Source organism: Cupriavidus sp. MEYA8, from assembly GCF_059278825.1.
Genome location: NZ_CM181221.1, coordinates 979,570 through 999,773, shown reverse-complemented (window position 1 = coordinate 999,773; position 20,204 = coordinate 979,570). Strand labels below are relative to the sequence as shown.

The 20,204-nt window shown below is 67.4% G+C and carries 21 protein-coding genes; 10 read left to right on the top strand and 11 right to left on the bottom strand.

The annotated features are described in order from the left end of the window. Positions 1-31 precede the first annotated feature (31 nt). The 7 genes from AC5WJ1_RS04620 to AC5WJ1_RS04590 form a co-directional block, all read right to left on the bottom strand. Positions 32-1,573, bottom strand: coding sequence for a 2-isopropylmalate synthase (locus tag AC5WJ1_RS04620; RefSeq protein ID WP_063241466.1), 1,542 nt, complete (start codon positions 1,571-1,573; stop codon positions 32-34). Between the two features lie 333 nt (positions 1,574-1,906). Then, the gene (lysM, locus tag AC5WJ1_RS04615) at positions 1,907-2,410 is read right to left on the bottom strand and encodes a peptidoglycan-binding protein LysM (RefSeq protein WP_135704878.1); all 504 of its coding nucleotides are present in this window, start codon (positions 2,408-2,410) and stop codon (positions 1,907-1,909) included. A gap of 125 nt (positions 2,411-2,535) precedes the next feature. Continuing rightward, positions 2,536-3,450 carry a CDP-diacylglycerol--serine O-phosphatidyltransferase gene (pssA, locus tag AC5WJ1_RS04610; protein WP_133094154.1) on the bottom strand — a complete coding sequence of 305 codons (915 nt, stop codon included), beginning with the start codon at positions 3,448-3,450 and terminating at the stop codon, positions 2,536-2,538. 42 nt (positions 3,451-3,492) lie between these two features. Continuing rightward, complete coding sequence (locus tag AC5WJ1_RS04605) at positions 3,493-4,143, bottom strand: phosphatidylserine decarboxylase (protein ID WP_133094153.1); 651 nt, start codon at positions 4,141-4,143, stop codon at positions 3,493-3,495. 265 nt (positions 4,144-4,408) lie between these two features. Further along, positions 4,409-5,425, bottom strand: coding sequence for a ketol-acid reductoisomerase (ilvC, locus tag AC5WJ1_RS04600; protein WP_092314074.1), 1,017 nt, complete (start codon positions 5,423-5,425; stop codon positions 4,409-4,411). 128 nt (positions 5,426-5,553) lie between these two features. Then, positions 5,554-6,045 carry an acetolactate synthase small subunit gene (gene ilvN / locus AC5WJ1_RS04595; protein WP_116308864.1) on the bottom strand — a complete coding sequence of 164 codons (492 nt, stop codon included), beginning with the start codon at positions 6,043-6,045 and terminating at the stop codon, positions 5,554-5,556. After that, positions 6,045-7,808 carry an acetolactate synthase 3 catalytic subunit gene (locus AC5WJ1_RS04590; RefSeq protein ID WP_133094152.1) on the bottom strand — a complete coding sequence of 588 codons (1,764 nt, stop codon included), beginning with the start codon at positions 7,806-7,808 and terminating at the stop codon, positions 6,045-6,047. The genes ilvN and AC5WJ1_RS04590 overlap by 1 nt, the downstream gene beginning before the upstream one ends. A 395-nt stretch (positions 7,809-8,203) precedes the next feature. On the opposite strand from AC5WJ1_RS04590, the gene AC5WJ1_RS04585 reads away from it, so the two are divergent. The 10 genes from AC5WJ1_RS04585 (at position 8,204) to AC5WJ1_RS04540 (ending at position 15,682) form a co-directional block, all read left to right on the top strand. Continuing rightward, on the top strand, positions 8,204-8,773 hold the full coding sequence (locus tag AC5WJ1_RS04585; RefSeq protein WP_133094151.1) for an RNA polymerase sigma factor: 570 nt from the start codon (positions 8,204-8,206) through the stop codon (positions 8,771-8,773). Continuing rightward, positions 8,770-9,201, top strand: a complete 432-nt coding sequence (locus tag AC5WJ1_RS04580; protein WP_135704877.1) for a DUF3619 family protein — start codon at positions 8,770-8,772, stop codon at positions 9,199-9,201. The genes AC5WJ1_RS04585 and AC5WJ1_RS04580 overlap by 4 nt, the downstream gene beginning before the upstream one ends. A 1-nt stretch (position 9,202) precedes the next feature. Next, positions 9,203-9,976 (top strand): DUF3106 domain-containing protein, encoded by a 774-nt coding sequence (locus AC5WJ1_RS04575; protein WP_133094149.1) that lies wholly within the window; start codon positions 9,203-9,205, stop codon positions 9,974-9,976. 92 nt (positions 9,977-10,068) lie between these two features. Next, the gene (locus AC5WJ1_RS04570) at positions 10,069-10,608 is read left to right on the top strand and encodes an RDD family protein (protein WP_133094148.1); all 540 of its coding nucleotides are present in this window, start codon (positions 10,069-10,071) and stop codon (positions 10,606-10,608) included. Further along, positions 10,605-11,585, top strand: coding sequence for a lipase family alpha/beta hydrolase (locus tag AC5WJ1_RS04565; RefSeq protein WP_195428140.1), 981 nt, complete (start codon positions 10,605-10,607; stop codon positions 11,583-11,585). Before AC5WJ1_RS04570 ends, AC5WJ1_RS04565 begins: the two co-directional genes overlap by 4 nt. Positions 11,586-11,717: 132 nt before the next feature. Further along, positions 11,718-12,701, top strand: a complete 984-nt coding sequence (locus AC5WJ1_RS04560; RefSeq protein ID WP_195428142.1) for a UDP-2,3-diacylglucosamine diphosphatase — start codon at positions 11,718-11,720, stop codon at positions 12,699-12,701. 68 nt (positions 12,702-12,769) lie between these two features. Beyond that, positions 12,770-13,882: a glycosyltransferase family 4 protein gene (locus AC5WJ1_RS04555; RefSeq protein WP_135704873.1), complete on the top strand. Its 1,113-nt coding sequence runs from the start codon at positions 12,770-12,772 to the stop codon at positions 13,880-13,882. After that, positions 13,812-14,294 carry a diacylglycerol kinase gene (locus AC5WJ1_RS04550; RefSeq protein ID WP_195428144.1) on the top strand — a complete coding sequence of 161 codons (483 nt, stop codon included), beginning with the start codon at positions 13,812-13,814 and terminating at the stop codon, positions 14,292-14,294. Before AC5WJ1_RS04555 ends, AC5WJ1_RS04550 begins: the two co-directional genes overlap by 71 nt. 105 nt (positions 14,295-14,399) lie before the next feature. Next, positions 14,400-15,101 carry a TetR/AcrR family transcriptional regulator gene (locus AC5WJ1_RS04545; RefSeq protein ID WP_133094143.1) on the top strand — a complete coding sequence of 234 codons (702 nt, stop codon included), beginning with the start codon at positions 14,400-14,402 and terminating at the stop codon, positions 15,099-15,101. Beyond that, the gene (locus AC5WJ1_RS04540; RefSeq protein WP_195428146.1) at positions 15,098-15,682 is read left to right on the top strand and encodes an LOG family protein; all 585 of its coding nucleotides are present in this window, start codon (positions 15,098-15,100) and stop codon (positions 15,680-15,682) included. Before AC5WJ1_RS04545 ends, AC5WJ1_RS04540 begins: the two co-directional genes overlap by 4 nt. Positions 15,683-15,706: 24 nt before the next feature. Here the strand turns inward: AC5WJ1_RS04540 and AC5WJ1_RS04535 are convergent, their stop codons facing one another. The 4 genes from AC5WJ1_RS04535 to AC5WJ1_RS04520 form a co-directional block, all read right to left on the bottom strand. Then, positions 15,707-16,303: a DUF924 family protein gene (locus AC5WJ1_RS04535; RefSeq protein ID WP_133094141.1), complete on the bottom strand. Its 597-nt coding sequence runs from the start codon at positions 16,301-16,303 to the stop codon at positions 15,707-15,709. A gap of 42 nt (positions 16,304-16,345) precedes the next feature. Further along, a complete protein-coding gene (locus tag AC5WJ1_RS04530) occupies positions 16,346-16,774 on the bottom strand; it encodes a group II truncated hemoglobin (protein WP_133094140.1) in 429 nt (142 codons plus the stop codon). A gap of 24 nt (positions 16,775-16,798) precedes the next feature. Beyond that, positions 16,799-19,420 carry an ABC transporter permease gene (locus tag AC5WJ1_RS04525; protein ID WP_135704871.1) on the bottom strand — a complete coding sequence of 874 codons (2,622 nt, stop codon included), beginning with the start codon at positions 19,418-19,420 and terminating at the stop codon, positions 16,799-16,801. Between the two features lie 125 nt (positions 19,421-19,545). Then, positions 19,546-20,154: a DUF4126 domain-containing protein gene (locus tag AC5WJ1_RS04520; RefSeq protein WP_133094138.1), complete on the bottom strand. Its 609-nt coding sequence runs from the start codon at positions 20,152-20,154 to the stop codon at positions 19,546-19,548. Positions 20,155-20,204 lie beyond the last annotated feature (50 nt).

Sequence of the window (20,204 nt, the reverse complement as noted above, 5' to 3'; positions counted from 1 at the left end):
AGCCGTCCGCCGTCTTACGCAGAAGCCTTGGTCAGATCTGCGGATTGATCTTCTGCACGGCCTTGTCGTGCAGCTTGTTCAACGCGGCCAGGTAGGCCTTGGCCGAGGCGGCGACGATATCCGGGTCGGTCCCCACGCCGTTGACGATGCGGCCGGCCTTGGACAGGCGCACGGTCACTTCGCCCTGGGCCTCGGTGCCGCCGGTGATCGCATTCACCGAATACAGCACCATCTCGGCACCGCTGGCCACGCGCGACTCGATCGCATGCAGCGTGGCGTCGACCGGGCCGTTGCCCTCGCCTTCGCCGCTCTGCTCCTGGCCGTCCATGCTGAACACCACGCGTGCATGCGGGCGCTCACCGGTCTCGGAACGCTGCGACAGCGAGATGAAGCGGAAGTGCTCGTTCGCGTCATGCTGGGCCTCGTTAGAGACGATGGCCATGATGTCTTCATCGAAGATCTCGGCCTTCTGGTCGGCCAGCTCCTTGAAGCGGGTGAAGGCAGCATTGACTTCGCTCTCGCTGTCGAGCTCGATGCCGAGTTCCTGCAGACGCTGCTTGAAGGCATTGCGGCCCGACAGCTTGCCCAGCACGATCTTGTTGGCGGTCCAGCCCACGTCCTCCGCGCGCATGATCTCGTAGGTGTCGCGCGCCTTGAGCACGCCATCCTGGTGGATGCCCGAGGCGTGCGCGAAGGCGTTGGCGCCGACGACGGCCTTGTTCGGCTGCACCACGAAACCGGTGATCTGCGATACCAGCTTGGAGGCCGGCACGATCTGCGTGGTGTCCACGCCGACGTCCAGGTCGAAGTAGTCGCGGCGGGTCTTCACCGCCATCACCACCTCTTCCAGGCTGGTGTTGCCGGCGCGCTCGCCCAGGCCGTTGATGGTGCACTCGACCTGGCGCGCACCGCCCAGCTTGACCGCGGCGAGCGAGTTGGCCACTGCCATGCCCAGATCGTTATGGCAGTGCACCGACCAGATCGCCTTGTCCGAATTCGGGATGCGCTCGCGCACCGAGCGGATCAGCGCCGCGTAGCCCTCCGGCACGGCATAACCCACGGTGTCCGGCAGGTTGATGGTGGTCGCGCCCTCGGCGATCACGCCTTCGAGCACGCGGCACAGGAAGTCCATGTCCGAGCGGCTGCCGTCTTCCGGCGAGAACTCGATATCGTCGGTGAACTGGCGCGCAAAGCGCACTGCCAGGCGAGCCTGCTCGTACACCTGGTCCGGCGTCATGCGCAGCTTCTTCTCCATGTGCAGCGCGGACGTGGCGATAAAGGTGTGGATGCGGAACGAGTTGGCGGGCTTGAGCGCTTCGGCCGCGCGGGCGATGTCCTTGTCGTTGGCGCGGGCCAGCGAGCAGATGGTCGAATCCTTCACCACCTGGGCGATCGAGCGGATGGCTTCGAAGTCGCCGTTCGAGCTGGCCGCAAAGCCGGCCTCGATCACATCGACCTTCAGGCGTTCCAGCTGGCGCGCGATGCGGATCTTTTCCTCGCGGGTCATGGAAGCGCCGGGCGACTGCTCGCCGTCACGCAAGGTGGTGTCGAAAATGATGAGTTTGTCAGACATTTTGTGGAGCTCCTGAGTAGCTTCTGGTGTGCCGTCCCCGGCCTGCTGTGTCCGGGGCTTACCGCCTGTTCCGCGCTCCACGGCTGTGGAATGCAAAACGCCCCGGCGTGCACGAGCAGGCCGGGGCGTTGGTGTTCCTTACGGATTCCGCGCTAAGGGTAGCGTTGTCCTCAGCGCGCGCGCGTCCCGACCTGATGGCCTAGTAGGCCACCTAGGGTGGTGCGGGCGAGTAGGACTTGGCGCGAAATCATGGGAGCGACTATAGCCGGTTTGGCGCGCCCGTGCAATACAGGGTTTTGCCGCACGCGCCCGCGGATCTGTGCGCGCCTCGCCTCAACCCTTGGGCGGGATGCGCAGCTTCTGGCCGGGGTAAATCTTGTCCGGATGCGACAGCATCGGCTTGTTGGCCTCGAAGATCTTGTTGTACTCGGCACCGTTGCCATAAGCGGCCTGCGCGATCGCCCACAGCGTGTCGCCCTTGACCACGGTATGCCATTGCGACTCTGCCGACTCGACGTTCACCGACATCTTGTCCTCGACCTTGTCCACGCCCTCGACATTGCCGGCGCACAGGATGATCTTCTCGCGCGTGGCCTGGTCCGGCGCCACGCCGAACACCGTCACCAGACCCCGCGAGCCATCCACCTGCACCATCAGCCCGGTGGCATCGAGCCCCATCTTCCTGATGTACGCCTCGATCGCATCGCCCGCGGCACGGTTGGCGGCATCGACCTTCTCGGCCGACGCATCCGCCGCCGCGGCCTGCTGCGCCGCCTTGGCCTCGCCGGTGCCGAACAGCTTTTCCCCCGCTTCCTTGATGAAGTCGAACATGCCCATGACATCCTCCTGACGGTAAGTGGAAAACACTGCAGAGTGCCACGGCCAGCGGCCGCGGCGTAAAAACAATTGTGAAACCGGGAAAGCACGAAGGGCGCCTTAGCGCCCTTCCCTGCCCACAACCATCAACCGTTGCCGCCGTTTCCGCCATTGCCGCTTTCGCGCGCCTTGCGGACCCCGCCCGGCTGCCCGTGCAGGGCACGCCAGCCCCACAGCACGTAACCCGAGATCGCGTAGGCGACGAACAGCCCGAACAGCGCCACCGGCGGATCGGTCGACACCACCACGAACAACACCAGGACCAGCACCATCATGCCGAACGGCACGCGGTAGCGGACATCCAGCGCCTTGCCGCTGTAGAACGGCGCATTGGACACCATCGACAGCCCAGCGTACAGCGTGATGCCGAACGCCACCCACGGCATCCACAGTTCCTTGACCGGCAGCTTGTTGTCGATCACCAGCCAGACAAAGCCGGCGACCAGTGCCGCGGCAGCCGGGCTGGGCAGGCCCTGGAAGAAGCGCTTGTCGACCACGCCGATATTGGCGTTGAAACGCGCCAGCCGCAGCGCCGCGCAGGTGCAGTAGACGAAGGCCGCGATCCAGCCCCACTTGCCGAGGTCATGCAGGATCCATTCGTACATCACCAGCGCCGGCGCGACGCCGAACGAGGTCATGTCCGACAGCGAGTCATACTGCTCGCCGAACGCGCTCTGCGTATTGGTGATGCGCGCCACGCGCCCGTCCATGCCGTCGAGCACCATGGCCGCGAAGATCGCGATGGCGGCCACGTCAAAGCGCATGTTCATCGCCTGCACGATGGCGAAGAAGCCGGCGAACAGCGCCGCGGTGGTGAACGCATTGGGCAGCAGGTAAATGCCGCGGCGGCGCGGCCGCTGGCGCTCATAAGCGATGTCGTGGTCGTCCGCGGCATCGTCGTCATAGTCCTCGGCACCGCGCAGCTGGTTATGGCGGAACGGGCGCAGATGCGTCACGTTGCCGCTGCTGCCCCGTTTGTTACGTCGATTGAAGGCAACCATCGCAGTCCTCCTGTGTTCCTGTCGTCCTGGTCAGGCCTTCGCTCACTTCACGTCGAGTTCGGCGAGGATCGTCGACGACGCCGACACCTTCTCGCCAATGGTCACGCGCGGACGCGCGTCGAGCGGCAGGTACACGTCCACGCGCGAGCCGAAGCGGATGAAGCCATAGCGCTGGCCGCGCGCGAGCTTGTCGCCGGCCTTGGTGTAGCAGAGGATACGGCGCGCCACCAGGCCGGCCACCTGCACCAGCGTGACCACCTGGCCATCGGTCGCGCGACGGATGACCACCGCATTGCGCTCGTTCTCGACCGAGGCCTTGTCGAGGTCGGCGTTGACGAACTTGCCCGGGAAATATTCGACCTTCTCGACCGCGCCGTCGACCGACACGCGGTTCGAGTGCACGTTGAAGACGTTCATGAAGACGCTGATCTTCAGCGCCTCGCGATTGGCGTACGGATCCATGGTCTTCTCGACCACGACGATGCGGCCGTCTGCCGGCGCCAGCACCGCGTTGGGCGCCGACGGGATCGGGCGCGGCGGATCGCGGAAGAACTGCAGCACGAACACCGTGATGATCCACAGCGGCAGCGCCCACCAGAAGCCCGCGCTGGCGTGCACCAGCAGCGAAATGACAAAGGCGCCGGCCAGGAACGGCCAGCCTTCACGGGCGATCAGCGGATGAGGATAGTTCATGCAGTACGTGTTTCGGTGGAGTCAAAATCAGGGCGAGGCGGTGCGGCAGCGGCGATATCCGCCGGGGCGGCGCTGGCCGGCTCATGTCGGTTACGTGCCACGGAGCAGCATCAGGCGCACGCCTTGCCCGAAAAGTTCGACAAGGATAACAAAAAGCCGTTCAGGTCCCGGCAGTCCCCTTCCGATGATAGAAGGGCAAGGCACGGAACGCTGAACGGCTTCGGCCCGCCGCCGTGCGGCGCGGGCCATCAGGCAGCGCTACAGATCAGTTCTTCGACTGGTCGACCATCTTGTTCTTGGCGATCCACGGCATCATCGCGCGCAGCTTCTCGCCCACCACTTCGATCTCGTGCTCGGCGTTCAGGCGGCGGCGCGAGATCAGGGTCGGGGCGCCGGCCTTGTTCTCCAGCAGGAAGCTCTTGGCGTATTCGCCGGTCTGGATGTCCTTCAGGCACTGCTTCATCGCCTTCTTGGTCTCCTCGGTCACCACGCGCGGGCCGGTGACGTACTCACCATATTCCGCGTTGTTGGAGATGGAGTAGTTCATGTTGGCGATGCCGCCTTCGTAGATCAGGTCGACGATCAGCTTCAGTTCGTGCAGGCACTCGAAGTAGGCCATTTCCGGCGCGTAGCCGGCTTCCACCAGGGTCTCGAAGCCAGCCTTGATCAGCTCGACGGTACCGCCGCACAGCACGGCCTGCTCGCCGAACAGGTCGGTTTCGGTTTCTTCGCGGAAGTTGGTCTCGATGATGCCGGCACGGCCGCCGCCGTTGGCGGTGGCGTACGACAGGGCGATGTCACGGGCGGCGCCGGACTTGTTCTGGTGCACGGCGATCAGGTGCGGCACGCCGCCACCTTGCGTGTACGTGGCGCGCACGGTGTGGCCCGGGGCCTTCGGCGCGATCATGATCACGTCCAGGTCGGCGCGCGGGATCACGGCACCGTAGTGCACGTTGAAGCCGTGGGCGAAGGCCAGCGCGGCGCCTTCCTTGATGTTGGCGTGCACTTCGTTCTTGTACACGTCGGCGATCTGCTCGTCCGGCAGCAGGATCATGACCACGTCGGCGCCCTTGACGGCCTCGGCCACTTCCTTGACCTGCAGGCCGGCGTTGGCGGCCTTGTTCCACGACGCGCCGCTCTTGCGCAGGCCGACCGTCACGTTGACGCCCGAATCCTTGAGGTTCAGCGCGTGGGCGTGGCCCTGCGAGCCATAACCGATGATGGTGACGTTCTTGCCCTTGATCAGCGAGAGGTCGGCGTCCTTGTCGTAAAACACTTTCATGATAAATCCTTCAATCTCTGTCTTTTATATGAGGGGGGCGGCATCCTCGTGCGCATTGTGTGCGCACGGATCGCGCCGCCCGGGGGATACTGCTTGAACCTGTGCGATTGGCTGCGAGCGGCGCCGGATCAGACCTTCAGGATGCGCTCGCCGCGGCCGATGCCCGAGCCGCCGGTACGGACGGTCTCCAGGATGGCGGTACGGTCGATCGCGTCCAGGAACGCATCGAGCTTGACGCCGTTGCCGGTCAGCTCGATGGTGTAGGTCTTCTCGGTGACATCGATGATGCGGCCGCGGAAGATGTCGGCGGTGCGCTTCATTTCCTCGCGCTCCTTGCCCACCGCGCGCACCTTGACGAGCATCAGCTCGCGCTCGATGTGCGCGCCTTCGGTCAGGTCGACCACCTTGACCACCTCCACCAGGCGGTTCAGGTGCTTGGTGATCTGTTCGATGATGTCATCCGAACCGGTCGTGACGATCGTCATGCGCGACAGCGAGGAGTCCTCGGTCGGCGCCACGGTCAGCGTCTCGATGTTGTAGCCGCGGGCCGAGAACAGGCCCACCACGCGCGACAGCGCACCGGCTTCGTTCTCCAGCAGGACCGAAATGATGTGTCGCATTACAGGTCCTCCGCGCCGAGCAGCATTTCGGAAATGCCCTTGCCCGCCTGGACCATCGGCCAGACGTTTTCGGTGGGATCGGTCTGGAAGTCCAGGAACACGGTACGGTCCTTCAGGCGGAACGCCTCGCGCAGCGCCGGCTCGACGTCAGACGTCTTCTCGACGCGCATGCCGACATGCCCGTAGGCCTCGGCCAGCTTGACGAAATCGGGCAGCGCGTCCATGTAGGAATGCGAGTAGCGGTTGTCGTACTCGATCTCCTGCCACTGGCGCACCATGCCGAGGTAGCCGTTGTTGAGCGAGCAGATCTTCACCGGGGTGTCGTACTGCAGGCACGTCGACAGTTCCTGGATGCACATCTGGATCGAGCCTTCACCGGTGATGGTGACGACTTCCTTCTCCGGGAATGCCTTCTTGATGCCCATCGCGTACGGCAGGCCCACGCCCATCGTGCCCAGGCCGCCGGAGTTGATCCAGCGGCGCGGCTCGTCGAACTTGTAGAATTGCGCGGCCCACATCTGGTGCTGGCCGACGTCGGAGCAGATAAAGGCGTCGCCGTGGGTCAGTTCCCAGATCTTTTCCACCACGTACTGCGGCTTGATGATCTCGGAGCTGCGGTCGTACTTCAGGCAGTCCACCGAGCGCCATTGCTCGATCTGCTCCCACCACTTGGCCAGGGCTTCGCGCTTGGGCTTGACGTCGCTGGCCTTGAGTTGTGCGATCAGTTCCTGCAGCACGTCCTTGACGTTGCCGACGATGGGAATATCGACCTTGACGCGCTTCGAGATCGAAGACGGGTCGATATCGATATGGATGATCTTGCGCGCCTGCGAGGTGAAGTGCGACGGGTTGCCGATCACGCGGTCGTCGAAGCGGGCACCGATGGCGATCAGCACGTCGCAGTTCTGCATGGCCATGTTGGCTTCATACGTGCCGTGCATGCCGAGCATGCCGACGAACTGCTTGTGGGTGCCGGGGAACGCGCCCAGGCCCATCAGCGTGTTGGTCACCGGGTGGCCGGTCATCGCGGCCAGCTGGCGCAGTTCATCGCTGGCATTGGCCAGCACCACGCCGCCGCCGCTGTAGATGTACGGACGCTCGGCGTTCTGCAGCAGTGCCACCGCCTTGCGGATCTGGCCCGAGTGACCCTTGTTCACCGGGTTGTACGAGCGCATGTCGATCGACTTGGGGTACTCGTACTTGCAGGCATTGCGCGAGACATCCTTGGGGATGTCCACCACCACCGGGCCCGGACGGCCGGTGGAGGCAATGAAGAACGCCTTCTTGATGGTCGCGGCGAGGTCGCGCACGTCCTTCACCAGGAAGTTGTGCTTGACGATCGGGCGGGTGATGCCGACGGTGTCGCACTCCTGGAAGGCGTCCTGGCCAATGGCGTGGGTCGGCACGTTGCCGGTGATCACCACCATCGGGATCGAGTCGAGGTACGCGGTGGCAATGCCGGTGACGGCATTGGTCACGCCGGGACCGGAGGTCACCAGGGCGACACCCACCTTGCCGGTTGCGCGTGCATAGCCGTCTGCGGCATGGACCGCGGCCTGCTCGTGGCGCACCAGGATGTGCTCGAACTTCTTTTGCTTGTGGAGCTCGTCGTAGATATACAGCACTGCGCCGCCGGGGTAGCCCCAGACGTACTCGACGCCTTCTTCGGCAAGTGCGTGAACGAGGATTTCCGCCCCGATCATTTCGGGTGCGGCAGATGAATTGCTGTCTGCGTGGGAGAATTCCGCGCTGGGCATGTTCATTTCAGTCCTTTGCAATTTTCGGCAAAAAATTGTTTGGATGCTCTCTGCCGAACTTGTGGCTCGGGTTCAAGCGGTGCGCGTCTGCATGGAAGACCGCCTCATAAGCGGCCGGATGAGACAACCACTGATGTCGTGTGAACCGTCGATGATACTGCAATGCACCAGCGCGGTCTATGGTTGTTTTGCGCCGGTTTATAGGGTTTTACGCAGGGGCAGATGCCGATTTCCCGCTGCACATTGTCTCTCCCTCAATACAAAGTGGTACATGCGCAGGTTTTTTTGCTAGCATCGCAGCACCTTGCGCATGCTACGGGCCGTACGCAGCACATTCCACATTCGCAAGGCTGAGCAATCGACGCCGCACCAAGCTGCACACCAAGCCGCACTCTGCCTGAATGGCCACCGACCAGGAACTGACCGATTTTCTCGCCAGCGTCGAACGCCGCGCCTTCAAGCAGGCCGTGTTCGCGGTGCGCGACGACGAGGCGGCGCTGGATATCGTGCAGGACGCGATGATCAAGCTGGCCGAGAAATACGGCGACAAGGGCGCCGCCGAATTGCCGCCGCTGTTCCAGCGCATCCTGCAGAACACCATCCACGACTGGTTCCGCCGCCAGAAGGTGCGCAACACGTGGGTCACGTTGTTTTCCAGCCTGCGCGACGACCGCGACGGCGGCGACGATAGCGACCTGCTGGAAACGCTGGAGGCGCAGGCCGGCTCCGAATCGGCGGAAAGCAGCGCCGACAAGGTCGAGCGCGCGCAGGTGATGCACATCATCGAGCAGGAGATCCAGCGCCTGCCGGCGCGTCAACGCGAGGCATTCCTGATGCGTTACTGGGAAGATATGGACGTTGCCGAAACCGCAGCCGTCATGGGCTGCTCCGAGGGCAGCGTCAAGACGCACTGTTCCCGTGCCACGCATACTCTGGCGCAAGCCCTGCGCGCACGGGGGGTCCGACTATGAGCATAAACGAGAGAGATATCCGCGAACGCCGGTTCGCCCATGAGATTCGCACGGCACTCGATGCCAGTGCCGAGGCATTGCCGGCCGACATTGCCGAACGGCTCGCCGCCGCGCGCCGGATTGCGCTCGCGCGCAAGAAGGCCGAAGTGGCCGTGCCGGTGCCGCAATTCGCCATGCCGGGACCGCATGTCCCGGTGTTCGACGATGACGACTCGCCGCTGCACCGCGCCGGTGCCTGGCTGCGCCGCCTGGGCCTGATCTGGACGCTGGTGGCGCTGGCCGCCGGCCTGATGGGCATCTACCACTGGCAGCAGCAGAAACGCGTCGAAGAACTGGCCGATGTCGATGCGGCCATGCTGCTCGACGACCTGCCGCCCACGGCATACGCCGACGAGGGCTTCCACGTCTTCCTGAAACACGGGCAATAGCATGGCGCCCGCACTGCCCCGCCCCGACGCCCTGCGCCGCCGGCTGGCCGCGCTGCTGCTGGCCGTATCCGGCGCCGCGGCCGGCTGGTCCCTGCTGCCAGCCGCCGCGCACGCGCAAGGCGCCTCCGGCGCCACGCCGGCACACGCGGCAGCCAGCGCGCGCCCGGCATGGTCCGAGCTGAGCCCGGTCAATCAGCGCATCCTGGCGCCGCTGCAGCCGCTGTGGGACACCCTGCCCGAACTGAACCGCCGCAAGTGGCTGCGCATTGCCGAGCGCTACCCGAAGTTCTCGCCGGAGGAACAGGCGCGGCTGCAGGCGCGCATGGCTGAATGGATCAGGATGACGCCCCAGCAACGGCGGCTGGCGCGCGAGAACTACCAGATCACCCGCGCGCTGCCGGCCGAGAAGAAGGCCGAGGCCTGGGACAAGTACCAGCAACTGCCGGAAGAGCAGAAGAAGAAGCTGGCCGCCGCGGAGCGCGTGCCGAGCCGGCCTGGTGCCGTCAGCGCGCTGCCGAGCACCAAGCGCCTGCCGGGCGGCACCAGCCACGCGGTCCGGCACGAGCCCAGGTCCGCCGGCGCGGGCGGCAAGCCTGCCAGCGAAGCCCAGGCCGCTTCTGCCGTGGCCGCATCGCCGGCAACGGCATCCGCGCCCGCAGCGCTGCCGGCCACTCCAGCCAGCGCCGCGACCGCCGCGGCCGCCAGCACCGCTACGGCTGTACCGGAAGCCGCTACCGAGGCCGCCGCGGCCTCCGAAGGCACGGCGCGGCAGTAGTCGGCCCGCCCGATGGGTGGCCGCCGTGCCCTTTGGCATAATGGCTGTCTTGCGCGTCCCGCGCGCGCTTGCGCCGCCCTTCTTCGCCTGACATGCCCGCTGCCACCACCCTCGACCCCAAGCCCGCCGCAGCTCCCGCGCCCGTGGCACCGCCGCTGCGCCGCCGCATTGCCTGCATGCTGTACGAAGGCGTATTGCTGTTCGGCGTGATGAGTGCTTCCACTGCCTGCTACCTGCTGCTGCGTCCGCTGCTGCGGCAGGTCGGCGCGGACGGTCCGCTGGCGATCCAGCTGTGGAGCTTCGTGGTGATGGGCCTGTATTTCACCTGGTTCTGGCAGCGCAACGGCCAGACCCTGGCCATGCAGACCTGGCGCATCCGCGTCGAGAACGCCGCCGGCGCGCCTCCGCGCTGGCCGCAGGCGGCGCTGCGCTACGTGCTGGCCTGGCTGTGGCTGCCGCCGTCGGCGGCGCTCGGGCACTGGCTGGGGCTGGTCAAGGGCCCGTTCGTCGGCGTGCTGTGCGCCGGCCTGCTGGTCTGGATCCTGCTGGCCTGGCTCGACCCGCGCCGGCAGTTCCTGCATGACCGCCTCGCCGGCACGCGGCTCGCGGACCTGCGCACGCCCAGGGCATGACGTTCGGCGCCGCCGGCATCCGCCGCCTGGCGGTGACCGCGCAGGCGGCCGCGGCGCTTGGCATCGGCGCCGCCCTGGTGCGGCTGGCTGGATGGCCCTGGCCGGGCGCGCTCGCCGCCGGCGTGGCGATGATCCTCGGCGGCTTCGCCGCCGGCATCGCCTTCGCCTTCGCCTTTACCGGGCGCGGCCTGTGGGTGGCGTCAGGCCACCGCCCGCCCGCGCCGCCGCAAGAACTCGCCGCTACACGCCGCCCGTTGCGCGTGCCTGAAGCACTGCGCTGCTACCTGAACGAGATCCGCTCCGTGCTGCGCATGTTCGACTGGCTGCAGCCGTTTCGCGCCCGCGCGCCCTTTGCCCCGCCCGCCGACGCCCTGCCCGGCCGCGACGCACCGCCGGTGCTGCTGGTCCACGGCTACGCCTGCGGGCAGGCGATCTGGCTCGACATGCAGCCCGCGCTGGCGGCCGCGGGCTACCGCTGCGAAGGGATCGACCTGCTGCCGGTCTTCGGCGATATCGACGACTACGCGCACGCGCTGCTCGGCGCGATGCGGCGCGTGACCGCAGATTACGGCCGTGCGCCATTGCTGGTGTGCCACAGCATGGGCGGGCTGGTGGCGCGCGCGGCGCTGCGGCTGGCTGGCGACGAGGACCTCTGCGCCGGCATCGTGACCCTCGGCACCCCGCACCATGGCAGCGCGCTGGCGCGCTTTGGCGGGGGTCATAACGCCAGGCAGATGCGCTGCGGCAGCCTGTGGCTTTCCGCGCTTGCCAGCGCGGAAAGCCCGCGCCTGCGCGCCCGCATGGTGTCGGTGTTCAGCTGGCACGATTCAATCGCCGGGCCACCCTGCACCGGCTGGCTCGAGGGTGCCGGGCATATCGCGCTGTCAGGCATCGGCCATGTGTCGCTGCTGCGGCATCCGGCGGCGATCCGGGCGGTGCTGGATGCGCTGCGGGAACTGTCGGCACGCGGACGCTAGCCGACATCGGAAGCATCGCGGCTGTCCTGCTTGCGCCACGGTTTCCCACGCTTCACAAGTCAGTCATGTTTCCGTCACGGCGCCGTCATCGCGCGCTGGCTGAATGCAGCCATCGCCGCTACCGGGACTGCCATGGTGCAAGCACTCCGATCCGCCCGCGGATACCTGTCGAAGGCCGCGCAACTGAAGCAACGGCTGCGCCGCAGTTCCGGCGGCAGCTGGGATACCGCGGCACCGCTGAGCGCGTTCCTGCCTCCGGGCCTTGACGCCGCCGCCCTCGCGCCGCTGCGCGAGCAGCCGGACACCTATCCGGCCGAGGCGCACAAGATCCACCGCTACCGCGCCATCTGGCTGTCCGACATCCACCTGGGCACGCCCGGCTGCCAGGCCACCTACCTGCTCGACTTCCTCAAGCACAACGAATCCGACCAGCTCTACCTGGTCGGCGACATCATCGACGGCTGGCAGCTGCGCCGCGGCTGGTACTGGCCGCAGAGCCACAACGACGTGGTGCAGAAGCTGCTGCGCAAGGCGCGCAAGGGCACCGAGGTGATCTACGTGCCCGGCAACCACGACGAAGCCGCGCGGCAGTTCGACGGCATGGCATTCGGCGACATCACCGTGCGCGAAGAGGCGGTCCACGTCACCGCCACCGGGCGCCGGCTGTGGGTGGTGCACGGCGACCTGTTCGACGGCGTGGTACAGCACGCGCGCTGGCTGGCCTACCTGGGCGACTCGCTGTACACGATGATCCTGGCGCTGAACCGGCACTTCAACCGGCTGCGCGCGCGGCTGGGCTTCCCGTACTGGTCGCTGTCGCAGTTCCTGAAGCACCAGGTCAAGAACGCGGTCAACTACATCAGCGCCTTCGAGACCGCGATGGTCGACGAAGCGCGCCGGCGCGGCTGCGATGGCGTGGTCTGCGGCCACATCCACAAGGCCGAGATCCGCGAGGTCAACGGCCAGCTCTACTGCAACGACGGAGACTGGGTGGAAAGCCTGTCGGCATTGGTCGAGACCATGGAGGGCGAGCTGAAGATCGTCTACTGGACCACGCTGATGGATCCGCCCGAACCGGCCGCCCGCCGCCGGCGCCGTGCCGCGGTGGCAGGCTGATGCCGGCCCCGCATTCCTCCCGCGCCCCTGATTCCGCATTGCCCTTCCAACGCCCCCTAGGAGGCTGCATGAAGATCCTGATCGTCACCGATGCCTGGGAACCGCAGGTCAACGGCGTGGTGCGCACGCTCAAGTCCACGCGCCGCGAGCTGGAGGCACTGGGCCACACGGTCGACATGATCACGCCGCTGGAATTCCGCACGGTGCCGTGCCCGACCTACCCCGAGATCCGGCTGTCGCTGTTGCCGTCGGCGCGGGTGCAGCGGCGCATCGAAGCATTCGCTCCCGATGCCCTGCATATCGCCACCGAAGGGCCGCTCGGCCTGGCCGCGCGGCGCCACGCGCTGCGCCGGCACCTGCCCTTCACCACGGCCTACCACACGCGCTTCCCGGAGTACGTGCAGGCGCGCTTCGGCGTTCCGCTGGCCTGGACCTACCGCTTCCTGCGCTGGTTCCATGGCCCGGCGCAGGCGGTGATGGCGCCGACGCCGGTGGTGCTCGACGACCTGCACCAGCACGGCATCGACCACGGCGTGCTGTGGACGCGCGGCGTCGACCTCGACATCTTCACGCCGCAGCGCGCCAACGTGCTCAACACGGCGCACCCGATCTTCCTGTACGTGGGCCGCGTCGCGGTGGAGAAGAACGTCGAGGCCTTCCTGGCGCTGGACCTGCCCGGCTCCAAGTGGGTGGTCGGCGACGGCCCCGCGCTGTCCGCGCTGCGCGCGCGCTATCCGGGCGCCAATTACCTGGGCGTGCTGAGCCAGCCGGAACTGGCCCGGGTGTATGCTTCGGCTGATGTCTTCGTGTTCCCCAGCCGCACCGACACCTTCGGGCTGGTGCTGCTGGAGGCGCTGGCCAGCGGCCTGCCGGTGGCGGCGTACCCGGTCACCGGCCCGATCGACGTGCTGGGCGACAGCCCCGCGGGCGTGATGCACGAAGACCTGCGCGAAGCCTGCCTGGAAGCGCTGCGCATCGACCGCGCCACGGCCCGAGCCCATGCCGAACGGTTTTCATGGCGCGCCGCCTCCGAGCAGTTCCTGGCCCACTTGCGGCCGTTCGCTGCCGGAAAGCCCGGCGGCGCGGCGGCCCAACCCGCATCGCAAAGCCATGCCGAAACCCCATCCGGAGCTGCCGTCCGACCCGCCCCTGCAGAGGCCGCCGGCAGCCCAGACCGCTGACTACACGATCGAGCAGAACCCCCACAAGGGCAACCGCGGCCTGGCACGCGCCTGGCACGCCGCCATCAACTCGCTGTCCGGCCTGCGCTACGCGGTGCTGGAGGAAAGCGCGTTCCGCCAGGAGCTGACGCTGGTGGCGATCCTGGCGCCATGCGCCTTCCTGCTGCCCGTGGGGGTGGTCGAGCGCATCCTGCTGCTCGGCACGCTGCTGGTGGTGCTGATCGTGGAACTGCTCAACTCCAGCGTCGAGGCGGCCATCGACCGGATCTCGCTGGAACGCCACAGCCTGTCCAAGCGCGCCAAGGATTTCGGCAGCGCCGCGGTGCTGCTGGCGCTGGTGCTGTGCGGCGGCACCTGGCTGGCCATTGCCGGGCCCCACGTGGTGCAATGGGTGCGGGCGCTGGCGGGCTGAATCCGGGGCAAGGCGCCAGACGGGAGGTGGCCCGGGCCGATTGCTTATAATCGCAACCCTGCCACGATTCACCGATCGACCGATCGACCGACCGCCCGGACGCCCATGGAACCGAAACCGCAAACCGGCCCCCGCCGCACCAGGGACCGCATCCTCGACGTCTCGCTGCGCCTGTTCAACGAAGTCGGCGAACCGAACGTCACCACCACGACGATCGCGGAAGCGATGGAGATCAGCCCCGGCAATCTCTATTACCACTTCCGCAACAAGGACGACATCATCAACTCCATCTTCGTGCGCTTCGAGCAGGAGATGGAGCGCCGCCTGAAGATGCCGGACGACCACAAGGCGACCCTGGACGAAAGCTGGGGCTACCTGCAGTACATGTCCGAGTTCCTGTGGAACTACCGCTTCCTGTATCGCGACATCAACGACCTGCTGGCGCGCAACCGGATGCTGGAGACCAACTTCAAGCGCATCGTCGAGCAGAAGCAGCGCTTCGCGCACGAGATCTGCCGGCAGTTCCTGGAAGACGGCGAGATGGAAGCCACGCCCGAGCAGGTCGAGGCGATCTGCACCAACATGGTGGTGATTGCCACCTACTGGCTGTCGTTCCAGTTCGTGCAGCATCCGCGCCAGTACAACGATGCCGAGCAGATCCGCGGCTACCTGCACGGCTCGAGCTACCACATCTTCTCGATCCTCGCGCCCTACCTGCGCGGCCGCGCGCGCGAGGCCTTCGACCAGCTGGCCCGCGACTACGCGGCGTCCAAGGCAGCCGCCGAGGCGGCAAAGGAAAAGAAGTGAAATCCGTCTGCGTCTATTGCGGCTCCAGCCCTGGCAACCGCCCCGAATATGCCGAGGGCGCGCGCCTGCTCGGCCGCACGCTGGCCGAGCGCGGCCTGGCGCTGGTCTACGGCGGCGGCAAGGTCGGCCTGATGGGCACCGTGGCCGACGCGGTGCTGGAACACGGCGGCACCGTCATCGGCATCATCCCGGAAGCGCTGATGCAGAAGGAAGTGGGCCACCGCGGCCTGACCGAGCTGCACGTGGTGCGCAACATGCACGAGCGCAAGCAGATGATGGCCGACCGTGCCGATGCCTTCATCGCCATGCCCGGCGGCGTGGGCACCTTCGAAGAGCTGTTCGAGACCTTCACCTGGCTGCAGCTGGGCTACCACGACAAGCCGGTGGGGCTGCTTAACGTCGGTGGTTTCTACGACGACATGCTGGGTTTCCTCGGCCATGCCGTGCAGGAAGGATTCCTGAAGCAGGTGCATGCCGACCTGCTGCATGTGGCGGACCTTCCCGGCACGCTGCTGGACCAGCTGGCCGCCGCGCCGCGCGTGCGCGTGGACAAGTGGCAGCAGGCCCGCGACAAGACCTGACGCCCGGCGCGGCTCCTGCCGCGCCTAGAACGACGAGCCCGGCCGCTGCAGGAACGCCAGTTCCTCCGCCGTGCCCGGCCTGCCCAGCACCGCATTGCGGTGCGGGAAGCGGCCAAAGCGCACGATGATCTCGCGGTGCTTGTCGGCCCACTCCACCACATCCACCTTACCGCCACTGGACTCGCGCAGCTGCGTCATCAGCCGCACCGCCTCGTCCTGGTCTTCCAGCGCTTCCGAATGCTCGAACGGCATGTAGCAGAACATGCGGTGGTAGTCCGTCGGCAGCTCGCGGTCCATGCCGGTCGCGACGATGCGCCTGGCCAGCGCCAGCGCCTGCGCATCGGTGCCGAAGCTGCGCGGATCGTTGCGGAACATGTTGCGCGGGAACTGGTCCAGCAGCACCACGCGGGCACAGGCGCCTTCGGGGGTGACCGACCAGTCGTCCGGCGCGCCCTCGCTGGCGACCTGCCAGTCAGACAGGAAGTGCGTGCGGATGCGGTCGTCGAAATCATCCGACTTGGTGAACCATGCGCGGCGCTCGGTATTCCAGGCCGCCGAACCAGGCTGGTCGAACCAGAAATCGAGCACGCGGCAGGCACCTTCGGGCAGTTGCACGGACATGGGTGGAGATTCTTTCTCAGTGAGCAGGGGAAGGAAGGCGCCTCAGCGCGCCACGTTGCGCATCCAGTCGGCGGTCTGGAAGAACGCCTGCATCAGGCGCAGCTGCAGGTCCTCGGACAGGCCGATGTCCTGCATCGCCAGTGCCATGCAGCGCATCCACTGGTCGCGCTCGCTGATACCGATCTCGAACGGCATGTGGCGCGCGCGCAGGCGCGGATGGCCGAAGCGCTCGATAAAGTGGTTGGGGCCGCCCAGCCAGCCGCACAGGAACCAGAACAGCTTGTCGCGCGAGCCGTCTAGCGACGGCGGATGGATCGCGCGCAAGCCGGCAAACTGGGTTTCCAGGTCCATCAGGTCATAGAAGCGGTCGACCAGCTCGCGCACGCGCGCCTCGCCGCCGACCAGCTCGAAAGCCGTGACCTCGGGGGCGCCGTCGGCATTGCCGGATTGTTGATTGGATTCAGTACTCATCACAAACTCGAGGCGCGGCGCCGTTCAGGCGTCACGCAAGGTCGCCAGCGCCGGCTGGCGCAGCACTTCGCGCAGGCCCAGCCAGCCGCCGGCAAAAGCGCACAGCATGCCAGAAACCACGCCGACCGGCACGATCCACCCATTGAAGCGGTAGGGGAAGTCGAAAACGAACTGCGACAGCCCCCACCCCACCGCGATCGCTCCCAGGCTGGCCAGGAATCCTGCCAGGCCGCCCACCACGAGGAATTCCGCGTATTGGGTCTGCCGCACCAGCGCCGCCGACGCCCCCAGCGCCTTGAGCAGGCCGGCGTCGCGCATGCGCTCGTCGCGCGCGCCGGACAGCGCCGCGTACAGCACCGTGACCCCGGCGGCCAGCGTGAAGATAAACAGGAACTCCACCGCCGCGATCACCTGGTCCAGGATGTCCTGGATCTGGCGCAGGATCATGTCGGTGTTGACCACCGTGATGTTCGGGAAGGCCGCGATCAGCCGGTTGCCCAGCGCCGCGCTGGCAGCGGGCAGGTGGAACGAGGTGATGTAGGTCTCGGGCATGCCCTGCATCGCCGACGGCGGCAGGATCACGAAGAAATTGACCCGCATCGAGCCCCAGTCGAGCTTGCGCAGCGAGGTCACGCGCGCCTGCACCGCCTGGCCGGCCACGTCGAAGCGCAGCGTGTCGCCGAGGTGGATCCCGAGCGTCTTGGCGATGCCCTCCTCCACCGAGGCACCCGCGTCGGTGCCGGCGCTGCCATCGGACCACCGCCCGGCGATCACGCGGTTGCCCTCCGGCAGCACATCGGTATAGGACAGGTTGAATTCGCGCTCGACCAGGTTGCGCGCGCGGCCTTCCTCGAAGCTGCCGGCCTGGATCGCACGCTCGCCGATATGGGTCAGGCGCCCGCGCACCATCGGATAAAGCAGGTCGTTGATGCCGGCGCCGGCCAGCATCTTGCGCAGCGGTTCGCGCTGGTCGGGCTGGATATTGATGATGAAGCGGTTGGGCGCGTCGGCCGGCGTGGCGCTGCGCCACGAATCGACCAGGTCGTTGCGGGTCATGCCGAGCAGCAGCAGCGCCATCAGCCCCACTGCCAGCGCCACGGTCTGCAGCACGGTGACGCCGCGGCGGCGCTCCAGCACCGCCAGCGCAAAACGCCAGCCCATCGACGCGGCACCACGCAGGCGCCCGCGCAGCAGGCGCGACAGCAGCGTGAGCAGCCCCAGCGCCAGCAAGCCGAACACCACGCCGGCGCCGACGAAGCCGCCCGCGGTGGTCAGCCCGAGCCGCAGGTCGCGCGCCGCCACCAGCAGCAGCGCGACGAAGGCACCCAGGCCGAGCGCGTACGCGACCCACGCGGATACCGGAGGCAGCCCGATATCGCGGCGCAGCACCCGCAGCGGCGCCACGCGCGTCAGCGCCAGCAGCGGCGGCAGCGCAAACCCCGCCAGCAGCACCAGTCCCGCCAGCACACCCACCAGCGCCGGCAATGCCGAAGGCTGCGGCAGCGACACCTTGAGCAGCCCGCCCAGCGACAGCAGCAGCCCGTAGTGCGCCAGGTAGCCGATCAGCACGCCGGCCAGCGCGCCGCCCGCGCCGATCAGCAGGAATTCCAGCCCGAACGCGCGCAGGATCTGTCCGCGCGACAGCCCCAGGCACTTGTAGACCGCGCAGGCATCGGTATGGCGCTGCATGTAGCGGCGCGCCGACATGGCGATTGCCACCGCCGCGATCATCGACGACAGCACCGCCACCAGCGACAGGAAGCGCTCGGCCCGGTCGAGCGTGGCGCGCATCTGCGGCTGGCCGGATTCGAGCGACTCGATGCGGGTGTTGCGCAGCTTGCGGCGGTCGATCTCCGCCTGCGCCCATTTCTGGTAAGCGGCACCGGCGGCGTCGGGGCCGGCCACCAGCAGCCGGTAGGTCACGCGGCTGCCCCAGCCGATCAGGCCGGTGCCTTCCAGGTCCGACAACGGCATCAGCACGCGCGGCGCAAAGTTCATGAAGCCCGTGCCGCGGTCCATCTCCTGCGTGATGATGCGGTCGATGCGGAAGGTGCGGCTGCCAAGCTGAAGCGCGTCGCCCACGTTCAATCCGAGCGCGCCCAGCAGCGCTTCGTCGACCCATACCGTGCCCGGCGCGGGAATCCCTTCGGCGGGCGCGTCCGGCGTGCCCGGCGCGTTGGCCACCCTGAGCCTGCCGCGCAGCGGATAGCCGTCGGTCACCGCCTTGAGCGCGGCCAGCTGGCTGGGCGCGTCGGCACCGGCGGCGCGCGCCTTGCCGCTGGCCGTGGCCATGCTCGGGAAGGTCACCGTCTGCGCCACCGCCAGCCCCTGCTGCCCGGCACGCTGCGCGAAGGCGGCGTCGAAAGGCTGGTCCGAGACCAGCAGCACGTCAGACGCGATCATTTGCCGCGCATCGCGCTCCAGCCCCAGCCGCATGCGGTCGGCCATGAAGCCGACGCTGGACAGCGCCGCCACCGCGAGCACCAGCGCGAACAGCAGCAGGTAGAGCTCGCCGGCGAGCCAGTCGCGGCGTGCCATGCGCAACGCCTGGCGCCAGGCGGAAAACCTGCCCGCTTGCGCGGTGCCCGCCCCGGCGGCGGGACTGGCATTGGTGGTCGGGGCGTCGATGGCGGACTCGGAGGGCATCGGTTGTTTGGTGAATTCTTCGGTGAATTGTTCGGTGATGGCTTGGCGCCGGTGCGCCGCGGGTCAGTCGGAAAGCCAGGAAACAGGGATACGGTCCGGCGTGAACGGCAACGGAACGGCAAGCGCTACGGAGGTCCCGGCCGCCCCGGCCGCGCGCTGCCGCCGCGCAGCGTGGCATGCAGCCGGCGCACGCCGCGCCACAGCCTGGGCAGCAGCCAGATGGCGGCCACCAGGAACAGCACCAGCACCACCAGGAACACTACCGGCAGGAAGAACGCCAGCATCAGGCTGCCGGTCGCGGTCAGGTCCTCGGTGAATGAGGCCGCCCAGTTGGAAAACGGTTCCGGCGAAACGTTGATCAGCGCGCGCGTGCCGGCCTTGGCCGCATGCGCGGTGCCGGCCAGCGTGCCGCCGATCAGGCCGGCAGCCACCACCCACTGCGGGTCGAGCTGGCCGAACGCGGCGGCCGCCAGGATCGCGCCGGCCGGAATGCGCACGAAGGTATGGATGCCGTCCCAGACCGAGTCGAAGCCCGGCACCTTGTCGGCGATGAACTCGGCCACGGCCAGCACCGCGGCCACGCCGATCACCCACCAGGATTCCAGCGGCTGCAGCCCGGGGGGCAGTTCCAGCCAGCCCAGGCGTGCCAGAACGCCGGCGGCGAACACGGCGAGATAGAGGCGAAAACCGCTGGCCCAGGACATGCCCGCGGCCAGCGCGGCGGTTTCCAGCATGTTGCTCCTTGCAAGGCCGGGCGTGCGCGGGGCACGCCCTGGCAAGGAGT